Genomic DNA, 17,795 nt, shown 5'->3' on the forward strand with positions numbered 1-17,795 from the left:
TCTCGTGCCCCGGCTCTGCGCCGCACCGCTTACGCGTCGCGTCCGGGACACGAGAGCATCGCCTTCGCGCAACCGTCACAGTCTCTAACGCCCACTAACCAACACCTGACTTAAAACTGTCATAATCACCGAATGGAACCCACGCCTGCGCGCTTTTTACACGTCGTTAAGCGCGCCTGCATTGGATGCGGCGGGAAAGTGCGTTGGGGACTGCAATGACTGCCGCGAAGAAGATGCCGGGCAAACCGGCCGCCGAAATGTTCGACGACATCCCGGTGCTTCAGCGCAAATGGCGTGCGGCGTTGAAGCCGGGTGAGCGGTTGCCGCGTTACGAGGACGTCATGCTCGGCAGTCTCGGACGGCTCGCCGACCACATCGCGCTCTTGAAGAACGATGGCGTGCTCGAACTGTCGCGCAGCGGACGCTACGTGCAGAAATGGCTCGGCGAGGAGCGCTGGGACATTCCCCTAGCCGAGCTGTCGCCCGATTGCGCCACGGCGCTGTCGGAAGCGGCGGCGAGCGCGCTGGCGGCCGGACGGCCGCACCGGGCGAGCGCGCATTGCGTGCGCGACGGCATGGTCAGGACCTACGACGTGCTGGCGCTGCCGACGTCCTCGCGCTGGGGCGCGACGCTGATCGGCGCCTATGTCAACGAGCGCGGCGCGCAATACAATCTCCTCGACGCCATCTTTTCCGCGACCGACGACGCGGTGGTCTTCCTGGCGACGCTGCGCGATGCCGCCGGCAAGCCGTTCGACCTTCAGGTCGTGCACCACAACAAGAGCGCGGGTGAGCTGCTGAAGGTTGCAGGCGCAAGCCTGTTGTGGCGGCGGATCGGCGAAGGCGGCACGCTGCTGGCTTTCCCCGAGGTGATGGAATTCCTGCTCAAGGCCGTTTCGGGCAGCCGCTGCGAGCAGCTCGAGCTGGAGAGCGAGGGACGCTACCTCAGGCTCAGCGCCACGGCCTTTGCCGACGTGGTCTCGCTGACCATCTCCGATGTCACCGTCCTGAAGCGGCGCGATGCCTCGTTCCGCCTCCTGTTCGACAACAATCCAATGCCGATGTGGGTGTTCGACGCAGAGACCAAGGAGTTCCTCAGCGTCAACGACGCCGCGGTCCAGCATTACGGCTACAGCCGCGCGACCTTCCTGCGCATGAAGCTGCACGAGATATGGCCGGAGGACGAGTGGGACAGCCACGCCGCGGCGCTGGAGCGCCTCGGCGACGCCTACCACTCCTCGCGCAATTGGCGACACCTGCGCGCCGACGGCAGCGAGATCGAGGTGCTCACCTTCGGCCGTCGCGTCGCCTTCGACGAGCGCGACGGCTATCTGGTGGCGGTGGTCGACATCACCGAACGACGCAAGGCCGAAGCGCGCATCGCCTATATGGCCCATCATGACGGGCTCACCGACCTGCCGAACCGCGAGCACTTCCAGGAGCGCCTGAAGCAGGCGCTGGACCAGGCCGCGGGAAAACGGGTCGGCGTGCTCTACATCGATCTTGACCTGTTCAAGAACATCAACGATTCCTTCGGTCATCCGGTGGGCGATCGCCTGTTGAAGCAGGTCGCCGAGCGCCTGACCATAGCGGTCCGCGGCACCAATCTCGCCGCGCGGCTCGGCGGCGATGAGTTCGCCGTCATCTTGGCTGCCGACGTCTCGCCGAACGAGGCCAGCGCCTGTGCCTCCCTGCTGATCGACATGCTCAAGGCGCCTTACGACGTCGACGGACAGGAGATGGTGATCGGCGCCAGCGTTGGCATCGCGCTGTCGCCGGGCGATGGCACCACGCCGGAAGAGTTGATGCGCAATGCCGACATGGCGCTGTACCGGGCCAAGGCCGACGGCGGCGGCGTGCACCACTTCTTCGAGCGTGAGATGGACCTCCAGGCGCAGAGGCGCCGCGACATGGAGCTGGATCTGCGCCGGGCGTTCGCCAACGGCGAGTTCGAGCTGCACTATCAGCCGCTGGTGTCGATCGCCTCTGACCGCATCTCCGGCTTCGAGTCGCTGCTGCGCTGGCGTCATCCGGACAAGGGCATGATCTCGCCTGCGGAGTTCATCCCCGTCGCCGAAGACATCGGCCTGATCACCCAGCTCGGCGAATGGGTGCTGCGCGAAGCCTGCACCGAGGCGGTAAAATGGCCCGTCGACGTCAAGGTCGCCGTCAACCTGTCGCCGGCACAATTCCGCAGCCGCAACCTGGTCCAGGTCGTGATCTCGGCCCTAGCGCAGTCCGGCCTGTCGCCGAAGCGGCTCGAGCTCGAGATCACTGAGTCGATTTTCCTGGCCGAGACCGACGCCAATGTCGCCACCTTGCACCAGTTGCGCGAGCTCGGCGTCGGCATTTCCATGGACGATTTCGGCACCGGCTATTCCAGCCTGAGCTATCTCCGCAGCTTTCCGTTCGACAAGATCAAGATCGACCGCTCCTTCGTCAAGGATCTGGCTGAGCGGCCCGACTGCGGTGCGATCGTGCGCGCGATCTCGGGTTTGGGGCGCAGCCTCAACATCACCACGACCGCGGAGGGCGTGGAGACCGAGGATCAGCTCGACTGGCTGCGCGCCGAAGGCTGCAACGAGGTGCAGGGATTTCTGTTCAGCGCCGCGCGGCCGGCGGCCGAGCTCGGAAAGCTCCTCGCCGATTTCGGCCAGCGCACCTCACGGGCGGCGTAACGCGGGCGGATAGCAATCGTAGACCAGCGCCTTGAACGCGGGGGTGATGCGGCCGCGCTCGTTCTGGGTCTGCTGCATCATGACGTAGACCATGTCGAGCTTGGGATCGACGCCGAAATAGGTGCCGCTCCCCGAGTCCCATTTCAATTCGCCGAGCGAGCCCGGCGGCGGCGGTTTTGCATTGCCGGGATCGGTGCGCACCGCAAGGCCGTAGCCGTAGCCGAAGCCGTCGCCTGGAAAATAGAAATAGTCGCGTCCGACGCCGGAGCCCGGCCCGATCTGATCGGTCGTCATGGCCTTGAACGCGGCGGGGCTGAGATAGCGCCTGCCCTCGAGCTCGCCGCCGTTGAGCAGCATCTGCGAGAAGCGCTGATAGTCGGTGATGGTCGAGAGGAGGCCGCCGCCGCCCGACTGCCATTCTGGATGGTCCAGGCGGTCGCGCTCGCCGGCGAGCAGGATTGAGTCGCTCGGCAGCGGCCGCGCCATCCGCGCCAGCTCGTCCTCGGTCGCGAGCGTAAATTTGGTGCTGTTCATGCCGAGCGGATCGAAGATGCGGGCTTTCAGGAAGTCGTACAGCGTCTGGCCCGAGATGATCTCGATGACGCTGCCGAGCACGTCGGTGGAATGGCCGTAGCGCCACAGCGTTCCGGGCTGCCGCGCCAGCGGCAGCTTGGCGATGCGATCGGCGAATTCCCTGTTGTCGAAATGGCCCGCGAAAATGTTGGCCATCTTGTAGGCGTGCTCGACCCATTCGCTGCCGATGTAATCGTAGCTGATGCCCGAAGTATGCCGCAGCAGATCCTCGATGTTGACGGGGCGGTCCGGTGGGTCGAGGTCCAGCTCGACCGTGCCGCCGGGCAGGGTCACCTCGCGGCCCACCTTGGTCCCGGCGAACAGCGGGACGTATTTCGATACGGGGTCGGTCAGCGCAAGCTTGCCGTCGTCGATCAGCATCATCGCGCCAAGGCACGTGATCGGCTTGGTCATGGAGTGGATGGCAAAGATCGTGTCCGGCGTCATCGCGACGCCGCTCCTGGTGTCGCGCACGCCGAAGCACTTCAGGTAGACCGGCTTGCCGTGCTGCTGAACGAGGATCACCGCGCCCGGCAGCCGGCCGCTTGCCACCTCATTGTCGAAGTACGCGGTGATGCGGTCGAGCCCGTCGGGCGAGGGGGCGGGGATGTCCGCGGCCCGGCTTCGCGCCATCGTGCCGGCGAGCATCGCGGCCCCGACCAGAAATTCACGGCGTCTCATCCGCACCTTCCTCCCTCGGCGGGATCAAAGCCGCAAGAGGCTCGATGCGTCAACACAACATCGATTAAAATCGCGTCACGATGTCCGAAAGTGACGGGCGCGGACGGTCCTCGTTCGGCTTGGTCGGCGTGCCGATATGAATGAAGCCGGCGAGCTTCTCATCCGGCTTGAGGCCGAGGCCGTCGAGCACGTCGCGGTCGAAAGAGAACCAGCCGGTCAGCCAGCAGGCGCCGTAGCCGAGTGCGGTGGCGGCGGTGACGATGTTCATGGCGCTGGCGCCCGCCGACAATTCCTGCTCGAACGCCGGCACCTTCGGATGCGGCTTGGTGAAGCTGACGATGCCGATCACCAGCGGTGCGTCCATTAGGCGCTTGCGCTCGGTCTCGACGTCGGCCGCCGGCGCCCCCGGATTCTTCCTGGCGAAGACCCGCGCGATCACCTCGCCGGCACGTAGCCGGGCCTCGCCCTCGAAGATGATGAAGCGCCAGGGCGCGAGCTTGCCGTGATCGGGCACGCGCGCCCCGATGGTGAGGATGGTCTCGAGCTCGGCCGCCGACGGGCCGGGCCCCGTCATCTCGCGCGGCTTGACCGAGCGGCGGGTCTTCAGGAGTTCGATGGCATCGGGCACTGCGATATCCTCTTCAAATGGTCGGCGGGCGTGCCATGCCGAGATAAGCATGCACGCCCGCAACCGGAAGCGAATTTAGATCGATTTCAGGATCAAGCGGCGCCGCGCATTCGCTTCACATCCGGCGGCGTCGCCTCGTCGACCAGGGCGGCGATCGCCTCGGCCGTGGTCATCACCTTCTGGCCGTCGCTGCCGAGCCGGCGGACCGAGACCGAATGCGTCTCAGCCTCTTTCTTGCCGACCACGAGCAGGGCCGGGATCTTGGCCAGCGAGTGCTCACGGACCTTGTAGTTGATCTTTTCGTTGCGCAGGTCGATCTCGGCCCGAAGCCCGGCGCGCCGCGCCTGCTCCAGCACCACCTTGGCGTATTCGTCGCCTTCCGAGGTGATGGTGGTGACAACCGCCTGCACCGGCGAGAGCCAGAGCGGGAAGTTGCCGGCATAGTGCTCGATCAGGATGCCGATATAGCGCTCCATCGAGCCGCAGATCGCGCGGTGCACCATCACCGGCGGTTTCTTGCCGCCGTCATGGTCGATGTAGAAGGCGCCGAACCGCTCCGGCAGGTTGAAGTCGACCTGCGTGGTGCCGCACTGCCAGTCGCGGCCGATGGCATCGCGCAGAACGTATTCGAACTTCGGCCCATAGAACGCGCCTTCGCCCGGATTGATCTCGGTCTTGATGTGATTGTTCTGCGACTGGATCTCGCGCAGCACCGTCGCCATTACGCGCTCGGCGTGATCCCACATCGCATCGGTGCCGACGCGTTTCTCCGGCCGGGTCGAGAGCTTCACCGTGAGGTCGCCGGTGAAGCCGAAATCGGCATAGGTCGACAGGATCAGATCGTTGATCTTCAGGCACTCCTCGGCGAGCTGATCCTCGGTGCAGAAGATGTGCGCGTCGTCCTGGGTGAAGCCGCGCACGCGCATCAGGCCGTGCATGGCGCCGGAGGGCTCGTAGCGATGCACCACGCCGAACTCGGCGAGGCGCAAGGGCAGGTCCCGATAGCTCTTCAGGCCGTGCTTGAAGATCTGGACGTGACCGGGGCAGTTCATCGGCTTGAGCGCAAACCAGCGCTTGTCCTCGGCCTCGTCGCCGGCCGATTGCGCCGCGAACATGTTCTCGCGATACCAGCCCCAATGGCCCGAGGTCTCCCACAACACCTTGTCGAGGATCTGCGGCGCGTTGACTTCGCTGTAATCGCCGGTCAGGCGACGGCGCATATAGGCGATCAGCTGCTGGAAGATGGTCCAGCCCTTCGGATGCCAGAACACGACGCCCGGACCTTCCTCCTGGAAGTGGAAGAGGTCGAGCTCGCGCCCGAGCTTGCGATGGTCGCGCTTCTCGGCTTCCTCGATCTGCTTCAGGTAAGCGTCGAGGTCCTCCTGCTTGGCGAAGGCTGTGCCGTAAATGCGCGTCAGCATCGGGTTGTTGGAATCGCCGCGCCAATAAGCGCCGGCCACCTTCATCAGCTTGAAGGCGCCTCCGACCTTGCCGGTCGAGGTCATGTGCGGGCCGCGGCAGAGGTCGAACCAGTCGCCCTGGTAGTAGATCTTGATCGGCTCGGTGCCGGGAATCGCGTCGACCAGCTCGACCTTGAAGGCCTCGCCCTTGTCGCGGAACACCTGCTTGGTCTTTTCGCGGTCCCAGACTTCCTTGGTGAAAGGCTTGTCGCGCGCGATGATCTCGCGCATCTTCTTCTCGATCGCGGCAAAGTCTTCCGGCGTGAACGGCTCGTTGCGGAAGAAGTCGTAATAGAAGCCGTTCTCGATCACAGGGCCGATCGTGACCTGGGTTCCCGGCCACAGCGTCTGCACCGCTTCGGCCAGCACGTGTGCGCAGTCGTGCCGGATCAATTCGAGCGCGCGCGGGTCGTCGCGATTGACGAATTCGATTCTAGCGTCGGCCTCGATCGGATCGTTGAGATCGGCAAGCGCGCCGTCGAGCGCCATGGCGACCGTGCGCTTGGCCAGCGACGGCGAGATGCCCTTGGCGATATCGAGGCCGGTGATGCCCTTGTCGAACTGGCGCTTGGCGCCGTCGGGGAAGGTGAGGGTGACTTTGGCGGCGGGGGTCACGGGCTTCAAATTGGAGAGGCTGTACTGGAAGCCGGACTCGGATTTGGGCTGGTCGGACATTGCTTTTCTCCTGGGGCTCACTCCTGCGAACGAGCGCAGGTAAGCGGGAACGAGCGATATATCAGGCGATTCGGCCTGCGCAATCCGGCATTTCCAAGAAAGTGGCGCGCAAATCCGGGGGCGGAGCCCGCAACTATTTGACGTTGTACCCTTTAACCGGTCGCAGGCCGCCGCTACATGCGTTTGCATGAAAAGCGCCCCAGCCGCCGGCCGTTTCGCGCCAACCGCCCTGATGCTCGGCAATCTCGTGACCGGCTGCTCGGTCTTGGCACCGGCGGGCATGCTGCCGGAATTGTCGGCGGGGCTCGGGATCAGCATCCACGCGGCCGGGCTCCTGATCACCTTCGGCGCGGTGACGCTGTGCGTCGGCTCGCCGCTGACGGCGTGGCTGACCAGCCGCATCGAACGGCGGATCCTGCTCGCCACGACGCTGGCGGTGCTCGCACTCGGCAATCTCGCCTCCGCGCTTGCGCCCGATTACACCAGCCTGCTGATCATTCGGCTCGCCATGCTCGCAGTCGGCTCGCTCTATACGCCGCAGGCGGCCGGCACGGCTGCGCTGATCGTGCCGGCGGAACGGCGCGGCAGCACCATTGCGTACCTCTTCCTCGGCTGGTCGCTCGCAGCCGCCGTCGGCCTGCCGCTCATCACCTTTATCGCCAGCCGCTACGGCTGGCGCGCGGCCTATGGCGGGGTCGGCGCGCTCAGCTGCGTCAGCTTGCTGCTGTTGCTGCTGCGTCTGCCGGCGGGCCTGCAGGGCGCACCGGTCGATCTGAAGACATGGGCCGCCGTCGGCCGAAGCAGGACGATCCTGCTGCTGCTCGCGATCACGATGCTGCAAATGTCGGGGCAGTTCGTCGTGTTCACCTATATGGGCCCGCTGCTCAACAAGCTCACTGGCGCCGGCCCCGATGCGATCGGCTTGGTCTTCGCGCTGTACGGGATCTGCGGCTTCCTCGGCGTCGTCGTCGCCACCCGCATCGTCGACACTGCGGGGCCCTATCGCACCTCGTTGCTGTTCACCTGCCTGCTGCTTGCCGGGATGAGCGGGTGGGCCCTCGGCGCCGGCTCGCTCGTCATGATGGCGGGCGCGGTGACGATCTGGGGCCTTGGCTTCGCCTCGACCAATTCGATGCAGCAGGTGCGGCTGGTCGCGGCTGCGCCGCCGCTGGCGTCGGCCACCGTCGCCCTCAACACATCCGTCCTCTATATCGGCCAGGCGGTCGGCTCCGCGGTCGGCGGCTTGCTGTTCGCCCGCGAGCTCCTGCACACGCTCGGCTTCGTCGCGGTCGGTTTCGTCGTGCTGGCACTGATCCTGGTGGTCGTGACCCGGCCCAGGCGGGCGGCTGCCGCCACCGCCTGAACGCAGCAGGTCGTGCGCGCAAGGCGCTTGGCAAACCTCGCGCGGGAGCGGTAGAAGGCCGGCGTGGGGATCAAAGAGAGTTGACTGAGATGAGGATGATTCTGGCGGTTGCCGCGGTGCTCTATTCAGCCTCCGCATTTGCGCAGACCGAGAAGCCACCCATGGTGGGGGACAAGCCGCTGGTGCAGGTCAAGCCGAAAGGCGCCAAGGAGGCTGTCGCCGCTCCAAAGGGCAAGCCGCAATCGATCGCGGTCCGCCTCCAGACCTGCCTCGAAATCGACGACGGCACCAAGGATCGCCTCAACTGCTACGACGCCGTGATCCCGCCGGCGCCGAAGCCGAAGCCGGCCAAGGCCAAGGGCTATGCCGACTGCCGCTTCGTCAAGGAAGAGGACGAGCGGCTGGCCTGCTTCAACGGCTTTGCCGAGAGCATTCCGAAGCTGCCCAGGAACTGATATTGGGAACTGATATCCCGGTTAGGGATTTGTGGAGGCGACGCGCGTCAGCGCGAGCGACGGCGTCGCCGCCATCTTCACCAGCACGTCCTTGAGCGGATCGCGCGTCCAAGCGCGCGTGACGTAGTCGCGATGGGTGATGCCCTCGCCGGTCTCCACGAACACCACGCTGCCGGGTCGTAGCGGCCCGTCCATGTCCTCGGCGACGCTGATGCCCTTCTGGCGGAGCATGCTCATCAGCTCGCGGTCGCGCCGCGCGGTGTGGCGGGTGTAGGCGCTGACGAAGAAGCCGGAACGGTGGTTCTCGATCCAGGACGCGAATTTGTCCATCTCGCCATAGACCGCATCGAGCAGCACCACGCCGCGCACGCGGTCGCTGATGCCGCCGACCTCGAGGCTCCACGCCGTCGGCAGGAAGCCGCCGCTATAGCCGACGATCACGATCGGCATGTTGGCGAAGGCGCGCGCGCTGTTGGGATCGCCGGTGAGGCGCGCAAGATGGTCGGCCGATTCCGCCATGAAGCGCTTGAAGCCGCCCGGCTGCCAGAATTTTCCGGCGCTGGAATCGGCGGCGTCGACCGCCATCTGCGGCGCGAGCAGGATCGCATTGGCGCCGGAATCGGTGACCTGTTTCGGCACCATCTGCCGGTCGCGGACGTCGCGCTCGAGCGTTGCGCCATTGCCGTGGAAGAACACCACGATCACGCCCGGCTTGCGCAGGTCGAAATGCTCGGGCACGTGCACCAGCACGCGGCTGTCGCTGTAGGTCTCGTCCTGCCAGTAGACGCGGCCGGAATAGCTGCGGTGGCCGCGGCGGTCGCCCTTGGAGATGTTGAGGAAGGGCGCGTCGGAGGCGGGGTTGTTGCCGAAGTAGGGAAAGGCCGACGACTTCATGCTGACGAGTGTCGTCAGATCCTCGCGGGCGGGGCGCTTGTACGGCACTTGCGGCTCGAGCGAGGCCACCTTGTAGGACGCCTGCTCCGGCTGAGACTGCACGGCGCGCTTGGGCGAGAAGTCCGACATCTGCCGCTGCAGGAAGCTCTCACTCGCCGAGGGAAAGCGCTCCTTAAACTGCGGGGCAGGGAAGCGATCCTCGAACCCGTCGCCGCTTGCCACGCGCGCGTTCGAGCTCTGCGAATTGGTCTTGGCGACCACCTGGACATTCGCCTGGGAGTTCGCCGCCAGCGCCGCCGGATCCGGCGCCTTGCCGCATTGAACCAGCGTCAGCGACAACGGCACCATGACTGAGATTAGACCGGCCCGGAGCGCACGATCATGCCGACCGGACATTGTCCGATCGGCACGATCATCAGCTCTCAGTTTAGGAGCGGCCCCGGCCATCCACCCATGACCCCAAAGTCACGACCCAAGTCTTACGTCCCAGGTCACACGTCCAAGTCACACGTCCATCGGCAAACTTGAAACAATTGAGCCGACTGGCGTTTAGGCGACGTTAAGCGTCCGGAGAAACTTCCCCACATCCGGAACGCTCGAAAGGACCATGCAATCGTGTCCTGATTGTGGGGGAGCGGAACGGACAATCCCGGGTGCATCCAGAGACATCGTCCAAAGAAGCGCCTAGGCGGTGGTCAGGTACCTACCTCCGTTGCCTCATTTAACCCTTGTTAACCCTGCTTGAATTGACTGGGCCAAAGTGCACGATCGGCCATTAGGCGAAGCGCCTGAGGTTAAGGACCCCGATGACGGCATCAGATGCGGGTACCCCGCCCTGGACGGACCGGCTGACCGGGAGGGGGGCCGGGGTCTCCGTTCCGGTCGCCACCGCCATCGTCGTCGCCGACATGATCGGGGTCGGCGTCTTCACCAGCCTCGGCTTCCAGGTCAAGGACATCCCGTCCGGCTTCTCGATCCTGCTGCTCTGGACGGTCGGCGGCGTCGTCGCGCTGTGCGGTGTGTTCGCGTACAGCGAGTTGGGCGCGATGTTTCCGCGCTCGAGCGGCGAGTACAATTTCCTCGGCCGTGCCTATCACCCGGCCTTCGGCTTCCTCGCCGGCTGGGTGTCGGCCACGGTCGGCTTCGCGGCGCCGGTCGCGCTCGCCGCGATGGCGTTCGGGGAATATGCCAAGTCGGTCGTACCCGATCTGCCGGCGATTCCGCTCGCCATCGGCGTGGTGTGGCTGGTTTCGCTGGTGCAACTGACCGGCGTCAGGCACTCATCCACGTTCCAGTTGATCTCGACCGTCCTCAAGGTCGTGCTGATCGTCGGCTTCCTGGTCGCCGGCTTCGTCATCGCCGTGCCGCAGCCGATCAGCTTCACGCCGCAGCCCGGCGATATCGCTCACATCGTCAGCGCGCCGTTCGCCATCGGGCTCGTCTTCGTGATGTATTCGTTCTCGGGCTGGAATGCCGCCACCTACATCATCGGCGAGATGAAGACGCCGCAACGGAACCTGCCGCGCGCGCTGCTCGCGGGCACGCTGATCGTGCTCGTGCTGTATGTCGCGCTGAACGCGGTATTTCTCCATTCGGCGCCGGTCAGCGCGCTCGCCGGCCAGCTCGACGTCGCCAGTGTCGCCGGCACGGCGATCTTCGGCACCCTCGGCGGTCGGATCGTCGGCGCCATGATTTGCTTCGGTCTGATCTCTTCGATCAGCGCGATGATGTGGATCGGCCCGCGCGTGATGATGACGATGGGGGAGGACATTCCCGCCTTGCGCGTTTTCTCCAAGCGGTCCGTGAGCGGCGCGCCGGCCTATGCCATCCTGTTCCAACTGGCCATCGCCAATCTTCTGTTGTTCACGCGCAGCTTCGAGGCGGTGCTCGATTTCATCCAGTTCGCGCTGTTGTTCTGCTCGTTCTTCACGGTCGCCGGCGTCATCAAGCTGCGGATCACCGATCCCGATCTGCCGCGGCCCTATCGCACCTGGGGATACCCGTTCACGCCGCTCGTGTTTCTGCTCGTGACCGCGTTCATGATGTACTACCTTCTGACGGAGCGGCCGCTTCAGTCGCTGTCGGGAATGCTCGTCATGCTCTCCGGCCTTTTGATTTACGCTGTTTTCCGCAGGCGGCCCGTCGTCGCTGCCGCATCACCGCATCGCGAATAGACATGCTCCGCCCCCTGAGAATTGCGGCCGTTGCTTTCGTCCTCCTGGCTGCGGCCGTCTCGTCCGCGCGTGCCGCAGACGTCACCTTCGATGACACGGCGCGCTTCCTTGCGGGCATGCAGCCTTCGGCGGACTCGCCGCTGGTGCCGCTCACCAGGGACCCGGCCTGGCAGCGTCACGCCAAATTCTTCGACGGCGCCTTCGCTCAGCTCGAGCAGCGTCAGCTCTCGAAGATCCGCAGCTGGGCCGACCTCAATCTGGCCGCGCCCCGACCGACCATGTTCTATTTGTTCAGCGGCCCCGATTTCCTCTACGCCAACACCTTCTATCCCAAAGCCAGCACCTACGTGCTCGGCGCGCTGGAGCCGGTCGGCGCGGTCCCCGATTTGACGCGGCTGCCGCGCGGTTCGGTCGGCGCTGCGCTCTATAACGTCGAACGCTCGCTTGGCTCGATCCTGAGCTTCTCGTTCTTCATCACCAAGCAGATGAAGGTCGACCTGAGCGCCAACCAGGTCAACGGCACCCTGCCGATCCTCTATGTCTTCCTCGCCCGCTCCGGCAAGACCATCCGCAACGTCGAGATGGTCGCGCTCGACGACAAGGGCGGGCTACATGTCGGCGGCGACAATCCCGGACGGAACGCGACGCGCGGCGTCCGCATCAGCTTTGCCGGCAGCGACGGGGAAGCGCGTACGCTGTATTATTTCGCGACCGACCTCTCAAATTCCGGCGCACGTGCCACGGGCTTCCTGAAATTCTGCGAGACGCTCGGGCCCGGCAACAGCCTGCTCAAGAGTGCGTCCTACCTGTTGCACTCCGGCAATTTCACCGTCGCACGCGACTGGTTGCTCGCCAACAGCGCCACCATCATCCAGGACGATTCCGGCATTCCGCTTGCGAACTACAATGCACGGCAATGGCGGTTCTTCCCGTTCGGCCGCTATCTTGGTCCCATCGACGAATTCCCCGGCCGCTACCAGGAGCGCTACGCCGAGCTGTTCACGCGCGCCCAGCCGATCGATTTCGGCGTCGGCTATCGCTGGCGCATGCGTGAATCGAATTTGCTGCTGGCGGTGAAGGTGCCGGGCAGCGAGACCGCACCGGCTGCAGAGACCACTTCGGCCGCCGAGCCGGCGCCAAAGCCGCCGCGCCCGAAGCGGCTACGACCGCCGGAGTCGATCCCTCCATCACAGGGACGGTTCTACTGGTTCCGGTGACTACCAATGCACGCTCTGGCTCGGCACGATGAACGTCGTCGTGCTCGGCTGTGTCGCAAGGCTCCTCTCAAGATACCAGCCTGAGCCGAGGACGAGCGCAAGCAAAGCGATGATGGCGAGCAGGTCGATGGTTCTTGGATCGTGCGCCCTGTGATCGAGATTCGGACGGGGCTTAGCGTGAAAATGCGGGCTGATTTTCCAGCGCATTGTTGTTTCCTCCCGTGGGGAGCATCAAGACAACGCGGGCGGAAAGTCTAAGGTTCCGGTCAGGGCGGCGCTGTTCAGAGCACCGCAGGTCAGGACGCGTTAACTCCGCGCCAGCGGCCATAGCGCCAGGGGAGATACCAGCGTGCGCCTTTGGGCGCCGTGAGAGGCACGTTGTCGATGCCGGACGTGCCGAAGGGATGGCAACGGAGCAGGCGCGCGAGCGTCATCCAGCCGCCGGCCCACAGCCCGAACCGTTCGATTGCCTCATCGCCATAGACGGAGCAGGTCGGCAGGTGCCGGCAATTGTAACCGACCAGAGGTGACAGCGTGTGGCGATACAGCCAGATCAGTGCACGGCCGAATCTGCGCGGCAGCCGGAGCACACCATCGACGGAACTGGAACAATGCTCGCAAGCTGAATGCTTCATGTGCGTTGTGCTGCGATGTTGAGCGAAGCTTTGCCCGGTTCCGGTGCAGGGAACCATAAGTTGTTGTTTCCACGCCATATTTTGCGTGTTTTTTGGGAGCAGTGCAGCAAGTATCTGTGGACGATCTGTATTCGCCCGGATACCATTTTTATGACGGTCGTGTGTAGAAACATACGCCTGTATGATGGACTCAGGTAGCGCCACCGGGGATTGTTTGGGGACCTTGGGGCTTTGGGGCTTGGGGAAGGAACCAGATTGAGACTTCTGAACTCCCTTAAACTTCGCGGCTGGTTGCTGGTGGGAACCGCCGTCTGCGGAGTCGCGCTGGCTGGCGCTGTCGCAACATTCGGATCGTCGGCCCGCGCCGGCGCTGCCCTCGAAGAGCGCAAGCTGCCGATGAAGTTCAGCTGGGTCGCCTGCGAGCCGAACTGCCGCGGCTGGATCAGCGCGGTCGGCATCATCACCGCCGATACGCCCAAAGAATTCGAAGAGTTTTCGCGCGGCCGCCAGCTCGGCGGCGCCACCGTAGTGCTCGATTCCAGCGGCGGCTCCGTCAATGACGCGATCACGCTCGGCCGGCGCTTCCGCAATCTCGGGCTTTTGACCACGGTCGGCGTGAGCCTCCGCGGCGGGCCGTCGACACGGCCGGCCGTCGCGCCGGAAGCGTATTGCGAATCCATGTGCGCCTTCCTGCTGCTGGCCGGCAAGAAGCGTTACGTGCCGGAAGCCGCTCATGTTCGGGTTCACCAGATCTGGATGGGCGACCGCGCCGATGATGCCAAGGCGGCGAGCTATAGCGCGCAGGACCTGATGATCGTGGAGCGCGACATCGGGCGCCTCGCCAAATACACCTTCGATATGGGTGGCGCCGGGGATCTGTTGTCGCTTGCGCTCAGCGTCCCGCCTTGGGAGGACCTGCACGAGCTCGATGCCGGCGAGCTCAAGCTCACCAATCTGGTTACGACCGATCTCGTGGCTGACGTGCTCCCGCACGTGGATATCTCGGCGCCGGCAATGGCGGAGCTTGCACCGAAGACGCAGGCGAGGTTCGGCGCGGAACCGGAGCAGGCTTCCAAGTCGACCAAGACGGCGGAAGCCCTGGTGCCGACCGGTAGTGTTGCCACACCGGCTGCTGCGGCGGCGCCGAAGTAAGCTCTTAAATCTCGGTAGTCATCCCGGGGCGCGCGTCAGCGCGAACCTTGGTGAGCAAGTGCGTACCTGGGGTGCGCAAGTTCGCCCGGAATGACGGAGAGGGGGTCAGCCTTGCGCTGCGGCCGGCTGCTTGGTTCTGGCCTCGATCTGGCCGATGGCATCAACCACGGCATCGAAGGTGAGAAGCGTCGAGGCATGGCGCGCCTTGTAGTCGCGGACCGGCTCGAGGAACTTGATCTCCTCCCATTTTCCTTGAGGAGGCGCACCATTGTCCTTCAGCATCTTGCGAACGGTTTCGCGTAACTCACGGAGTTCGCTCGCAGTCGAGCCGACCACGTGACTTGCCATGATGGATGAAGAGGCCTGGCCCAAAGCGCAGGCCTTCACGTCATGGGCGAAGTCGGTGACGGTATCCCCGTTCATCTTAAGATCGACCTTCACGGTCGAGCCGCACAGCTTGGAATGGGCGGTGGCGGAGGCATCGGGGTCCGCCAACCGTCCGAGCCGCGGAATATTCCCGGCCAGCTCGATGATCCGCTTGTTGTAAATGTCGTTCAGCATGTGATGGAGTCCAACGCGTCCACACCCGCTTCCAAGCCGGATCGGCCTTGGCGGGCGCCGCCCACGGTCCTATATAGGGGCGGAACTGGTGGAAAAACAGTCCAGCGGAGCGGTGGCGGTGATCCAGATCTGCGCTGCCGGCTTTGTGACCTTGGGACTTTTGCACCGAAACTGTTCTGTTCAGGCGTCCGGCGGCTTGGCCGCCCCGTCTGCCGGTGACACTCCGGCCGTTAGGCCGTCGAACGGAGAAGATATGGACGCTGCAATCAAATCCATCCGCCCGGGTAAGCCCTCCGACCGGCAGCCCGAGAACCGCCCGGCCGAGCTTGATCCTGCCGAATTCCTCGCGGCCGCCGTCCGCGCCGACCAGCCGCGTCCCGCGCGCGCCGAGGCGGAAGCGGCGGTGAAGACGCTGCTCGCCTATATCGGCGAGAACACCGAGCGCGAGGGCCTGCTCGACACGCCGCGCCGCGTCGTCGAGGCTTTCGACGAGCTCTATCAGGGCTACCACCAGTGCCCGGCCGAGGTGCTCGACCGCACCTTCGGCGAGACGGCGGGCTATGACGATTTCGTCCTGGTGCGCGACATCGAGTTCACCTCGCAATGCGAGCACCACATGATGCCGTTCTACGGCAAGGCGCACATCGCCTATACGCCGGTGGAGCGCGTCGTCGGCCTGTCCAAGCTGGCCCGCTTGACCGACATCTTCGCCCGCCGGCTCCAGACCCAGGAGCACCTGACCGCGCAGATCGCCGCCGCGATCGACGAGGTCCTCAAGCCTCGCGGCGTTGCCGTGCTGATCGAGGCCGAGCATACCTGCATGTCGGTGCGCGGCGTCGCCAAGCATGGCGCCTCTACTTTCACCAGCCGCTTCACCGGCATGTTCCGCGACAATCCGGCGGAGCAGGCCCGTTTCCTGTCCCTGGTGCGAGGCACGACGCGCTGACCTCGCGACAAACCGGCGAGAGTTGCTGTGTCCGCTCATTCCCATGAGATCGAGGAGGGCCTCGCCTTCCTGCCCAGATTTGATGCCGCTGGCCTCGTGACGGTCGTCGCCACCGACGTCGCCACCGGCGACGTGCTGATGGTCGCGCACATGAACGACGAGGCGCTGCGCAAGACCATTGCGACCGGCGAAGCCTGGTATTTCAGCCGCTCGCGCAATGCGTTGTGGCGAAAAGGTGAGACGTCGGGTCAGATCCAGCGCGTGGTCGAGATGCGCACCGATTGCGATCAGGATGCGGTCTGGATCCGCATCGAGCAGATCGGCGCGGCCTGCCATACCGGCCGGCGGTCGTGCTTCTACCGCAAGGTCGAGGCCGAGGGCGGGGGAGCGAGATTGGTCTTCACTGAGGCGGACCGGCTGTTCGATCCGAACGACGTTTACAGGAAGTAGCAGCCTGTCATTCCGGGTTCGCGCTGTCGCATGCCCCGGAATGACGCGGAGCGTCAGTTAACCCCGCCTTAACCATACCTGCCCCACGGTGAGACGATGGGCGCCGAATTGCCGGCGTCGCTCAGCGCCGCGCGGGGCGGGCCCTCCACCATGTCGATCGACAGTTTCAGTGCCACGCAGACGGCCGGCCTTGATCCGTCGCGCGCGCGTGTCGCCGGTGCGATCAAGCAGGCCTCGAACGTCACAGGCGTCAGCTTCCAGTACATGCTGACCACGGCCAAGATGGAATCGGACTTCAATCCGACGGCCACCGCCACCACCTCGTCCGCGCAGGGGCTCTACCAGTTCATCGACCAGACCTGGCTCGGCACGGTGAAGGAAGCGGGTGCCCAGCTCGGCTATGGCAGCTACGCCGACGCCATCACCAGGACGTCATCGGGGACCTACACCGTCGACGATCCCGTCAAGAAGCGGTCGATCATGAAGCTGCGCGACGATCCCGAAGCCGCTTCCGCCATGGCCGCGGCGCTGACGCAGTCGAACAGCTTCAAGCTCACGGGCCTGCTCGGGCGCAGGCCGAGCGACAGCGAACTCTACATGGCCCATTTCATGGGCGTCCGCGGCGCGGCGAAATTGATCGCCAATGCCGAGGACAATCCGCAAGCCGTCGGCGCGCGGCTGTTTCCCAACGCGGCGGCCGCCAACCGCCCGATCTTCTACGCCAAGGACGGCCGCGCCCGCAGCGTCTCCGAGGTCTATTCGGTCCTGGACAGCCGCTATGCCAGCGCGGCCAATTCAAAGGTAACCCGCAGCGCGATGGCGATGTATGGCGCCACGCCTTCGACCACGCAGGTCGCGAGTGCCAATGCAGTGGTGCCCACTGCGCCTGTCGTGGACAACGCCGCCTATCTCCAGACCTTCCCGAATGCCCGCACAGTGACGCCCGTCAGCGCGACGTCGTCGACACATGTCGCGGACAATCCGACGGGCACGCCGGTGTTTCGTTCGATCTATCAACCCGGCGATGCCACGCAGCCGGTCTCGACCACGGTGCAGAAACTATGGGGCAACAATGCCTCGCTCACCTCGGTCGCAGCGGCGACGCCGGACGTGCGGCCGCCGCAACCGCTCGATCTCTTCAGTGATCGCAGCGGCACGTTCTCGAGCTAGCTTCGCTCTTGCTCCGGACGCCGCGTTACGTCCGTGCACAAGATCGAGACTGTGTGCGCAGCTGCGTCAACACCGTCATTGCG

16 protein-coding genes are annotated in these 17,795 nt (G+C 64.9%); 9 read left to right on the forward strand and 7 right to left on the reverse strand.

Going from position 1 to position 17,795, the window contains the following annotated elements:
* Window positions 1-215 precede the first annotated feature (215 nt).
* Window positions 216-2,678 carry a putative bifunctional diguanylate cyclase/phosphodiesterase gene (locus GA0061099_RS27805; RefSeq protein ID WP_036027750.1) on the forward strand — a complete coding sequence of 821 codons (2,463 nt, stop codon included), beginning with the start codon at window positions 216-218 and terminating at the stop codon, window positions 2,676-2,678.
* On the opposite strand, the gene GA0061099_RS27810 is transcribed toward GA0061099_RS27805, so the two are convergent.
* From GA0061099_RS27810 to thrS, 3 genes are all read right to left on the reverse strand, one after another.
* On the reverse strand, window positions 2,664-3,932 hold the full coding sequence (locus GA0061099_RS27810) for a serine hydrolase domain-containing protein (RefSeq protein WP_036027746.1): 1,269 nt from the start codon (window positions 3,930-3,932) through the stop codon (window positions 2,664-2,666). The genes GA0061099_RS27805 and GA0061099_RS27810 overlap by 15 nt on opposite strands.
* A 64-nt stretch (window positions 3,933-3,996) precedes the next feature.
* Window positions 3,997-4,560, reverse strand: coding sequence for a nitroreductase family protein (locus tag GA0061099_RS27815; protein WP_036010490.1), 564 nt, complete (start codon window positions 4,558-4,560; stop codon window positions 3,997-3,999).
* A 92-nt stretch (window positions 4,561-4,652) separates the two neighbouring features.
* The gene (gene thrS, locus GA0061099_RS27820; protein ID WP_050996028.1) at window positions 4,653-6,695 is read right to left on the reverse strand and encodes a threonine--tRNA ligase; all 2,043 of its coding nucleotides are present in this window, start codon (window positions 6,693-6,695) and stop codon (window positions 4,653-4,655) included.
* A gap of 187 nt (window positions 6,696-6,882) precedes the next feature.
* Between thrS and GA0061099_RS27825 the strand changes: the two genes are divergently transcribed.
* Window positions 6,883-8,058, forward strand: a complete 1,176-nt coding sequence (locus GA0061099_RS27825; RefSeq protein WP_074448151.1) for an MFS transporter — start codon at window positions 6,883-6,885, stop codon at window positions 8,056-8,058.
* A gap of 89 nt (window positions 8,059-8,147) precedes the next feature.
* A complete protein-coding gene (locus GA0061099_RS27830) occupies window positions 8,148-8,513 on the forward strand; it encodes a hypothetical protein (protein WP_036027737.1) in 366 nt (121 codons plus the stop codon).
* Window positions 8,514-8,534: 21 nt separating this feature from the next.
* Here GA0061099_RS27830 and GA0061099_RS27835 read toward each other — a convergent pair whose 3' ends face one another.
* Window positions 8,535-9,854 carry an alpha/beta hydrolase gene (locus GA0061099_RS27835; RefSeq protein WP_074448152.1) on the reverse strand — a complete coding sequence of 440 codons (1,320 nt, stop codon included), beginning with the start codon at window positions 9,852-9,854 and terminating at the stop codon, window positions 8,535-8,537.
* 359 nt (window positions 9,855-10,213) lie between these two features.
* Between GA0061099_RS27835 and GA0061099_RS27840 the strand changes: the two genes are divergently transcribed.
* A complete protein-coding gene (locus tag GA0061099_RS27840; protein ID WP_036027723.1) occupies window positions 10,214-11,581 on the forward strand; it encodes an APC family permease in 1,368 nt (455 codons plus the stop codon).
* 2 nt (window positions 11,582-11,583) lie between these two features.
* Window positions 11,584-12,798, forward strand: a complete 1,215-nt coding sequence (locus GA0061099_RS27845; RefSeq protein WP_085972298.1) for a hypothetical protein — start codon at window positions 11,584-11,586, stop codon at window positions 12,796-12,798.
* Here the strand turns inward: GA0061099_RS27845 and GA0061099_RS27850 are convergent, their stop codons facing one another.
* Window positions 12,799-13,005, reverse strand: a complete 207-nt coding sequence (locus GA0061099_RS27850) for a hypothetical protein (protein ID WP_036027722.1) — start codon at window positions 13,003-13,005, stop codon at window positions 12,799-12,801.
* Between the two features lie 89 nt (window positions 13,006-13,094).
* A complete protein-coding gene (gene yidD / locus GA0061099_RS27855; protein ID WP_036027721.1) occupies window positions 13,095-13,433 on the reverse strand; it encodes a membrane protein insertion efficiency factor YidD in 339 nt (112 codons plus the stop codon).
* A 255-nt stretch (window positions 13,434-13,688) separates the two neighbouring features.
* On the opposite strand from yidD, the gene GA0061099_RS27860 reads away from it, so the two are divergent.
* Window positions 13,689-14,585, forward strand: a complete 897-nt coding sequence (locus GA0061099_RS27860; RefSeq protein WP_036027720.1) for a COG3904 family protein — start codon at window positions 13,689-13,691, stop codon at window positions 14,583-14,585.
* 105 nt (window positions 14,586-14,690) lie between these two features.
* Here GA0061099_RS27860 and GA0061099_RS27865 read toward each other — a convergent pair whose 3' ends face one another.
* The gene (locus tag GA0061099_RS27865) at window positions 14,691-15,146 is read right to left on the reverse strand and encodes an iron-sulfur cluster assembly scaffold protein (RefSeq protein ID WP_036027719.1); all 456 of its coding nucleotides are present in this window, start codon (window positions 15,144-15,146) and stop codon (window positions 14,691-14,693) included.
* A gap of 253 nt (window positions 15,147-15,399) precedes the next feature.
* On the opposite strand from GA0061099_RS27865, the gene folE reads away from it, so the two are divergent.
* From folE to GA0061099_RS27880, 3 genes are all read left to right on the forward strand, one after another.
* The gene (folE, locus tag GA0061099_RS27870; protein WP_036027718.1) at window positions 15,400-16,092 is read left to right on the forward strand and encodes a GTP cyclohydrolase I FolE; all 693 of its coding nucleotides are present in this window, start codon (window positions 15,400-15,402) and stop codon (window positions 16,090-16,092) included.
* Window positions 16,093-16,119: 27 nt separating this feature from the next.
* Complete coding sequence (gene hisI / locus GA0061099_RS27875) at window positions 16,120-16,542, forward strand: phosphoribosyl-AMP cyclohydrolase (protein ID WP_036027717.1); 423 nt, start codon at window positions 16,120-16,122, stop codon at window positions 16,540-16,542.
* A gap of 96 nt (window positions 16,543-16,638) precedes the next feature.
* On the forward strand, window positions 16,639-17,712 hold the full coding sequence (locus GA0061099_RS27880; protein ID WP_085972297.1) for a transglycosylase SLT domain-containing protein: 1,074 nt from the start codon (window positions 16,639-16,641) through the stop codon (window positions 17,710-17,712).
* Window positions 17,713-17,795 lie beyond the last annotated feature (83 nt).

The sequence above is a fragment of the Bradyrhizobium yuanmingense genome (genome assembly GCF_900094575.1).
Taxonomy (GTDB): Bacteria; Pseudomonadota; Alphaproteobacteria; order Rhizobiales; family Xanthobacteraceae; genus Bradyrhizobium; species Bradyrhizobium yuanmingense.

Coding starts and splice junctions, on each gene's coding strand:
- folE (WP_036027718.1), top strand. CDS start 15,400: ATGGACGCTGCAATCAAATCCATCCGCCCGGGTAAGCCCTCCGACCGG.
- GA0061099_RS27805 (WP_036027750.1), top strand. CDS start 216: ATGACTGCCGCGAAGAAGATGCCGGGCAAACCGGCCGCCGAAATGTTC.
- GA0061099_RS27840 (WP_036027723.1), top strand. CDS start 10,214: ATGACGGCATCAGATGCGGGTACCCCGCCCTGGACGGACCGGCTGACC.
- GA0061099_RS27830 (WP_036027737.1), top strand. CDS start 8,148: ATGAGGATGATTCTGGCGGTTGCCGCGGTGCTCTATTCAGCCTCCGCA.
- GA0061099_RS27880 (WP_085972297.1), top strand. CDS start 16,639: ATGGGCGCCGAATTGCCGGCGTCGCTCAGCGCCGCGCGGGGCGGGCCC.
- GA0061099_RS27865 (WP_036027719.1), bottom strand. CDS start 15,146: ATGCTGAACGACATTTACAACAAGCGGATCATCGAGCTGGCCGGGAAT.
- yidD (WP_036027721.1), bottom strand. CDS start 13,433: ATGAAGCATTCAGCTTGCGAGCATTGTTCCAGTTCCGTCGATGGTGTG.
- thrS (WP_050996028.1), bottom strand. CDS start 6,695: ATGTCCGACCAGCCCAAATCCGAGTCCGGCTTCCAGTACAGCCTCTCC.
- GA0061099_RS27850 (WP_036027722.1), bottom strand. CDS start 13,005: ATGCGCTGGAAAATCAGCCCGCATTTTCACGCTAAGCCCCGTCCGAAT.
- GA0061099_RS27825 (WP_074448151.1), top strand. CDS start 6,883: ATGAAAAGCGCCCCAGCCGCCGGCCGTTTCGCGCCAACCGCCCTGATG.
- GA0061099_RS27810 (WP_036027746.1), bottom strand. CDS start 3,932: ATGAGACGCCGTGAATTTCTGGTCGGGGCCGCGATGCTCGCCGGCACG.
- GA0061099_RS27845 (WP_085972298.1), top strand. CDS start 11,584: ATGCTCCGCCCCCTGAGAATTGCGGCCGTTGCTTTCGTCCTCCTGGCT.
- GA0061099_RS27835 (WP_074448152.1), bottom strand. CDS start 9,854: ATGGCCGGGGCCGCTCCTAAACTGAGAGCTGATGATCGTGCCGATCGG.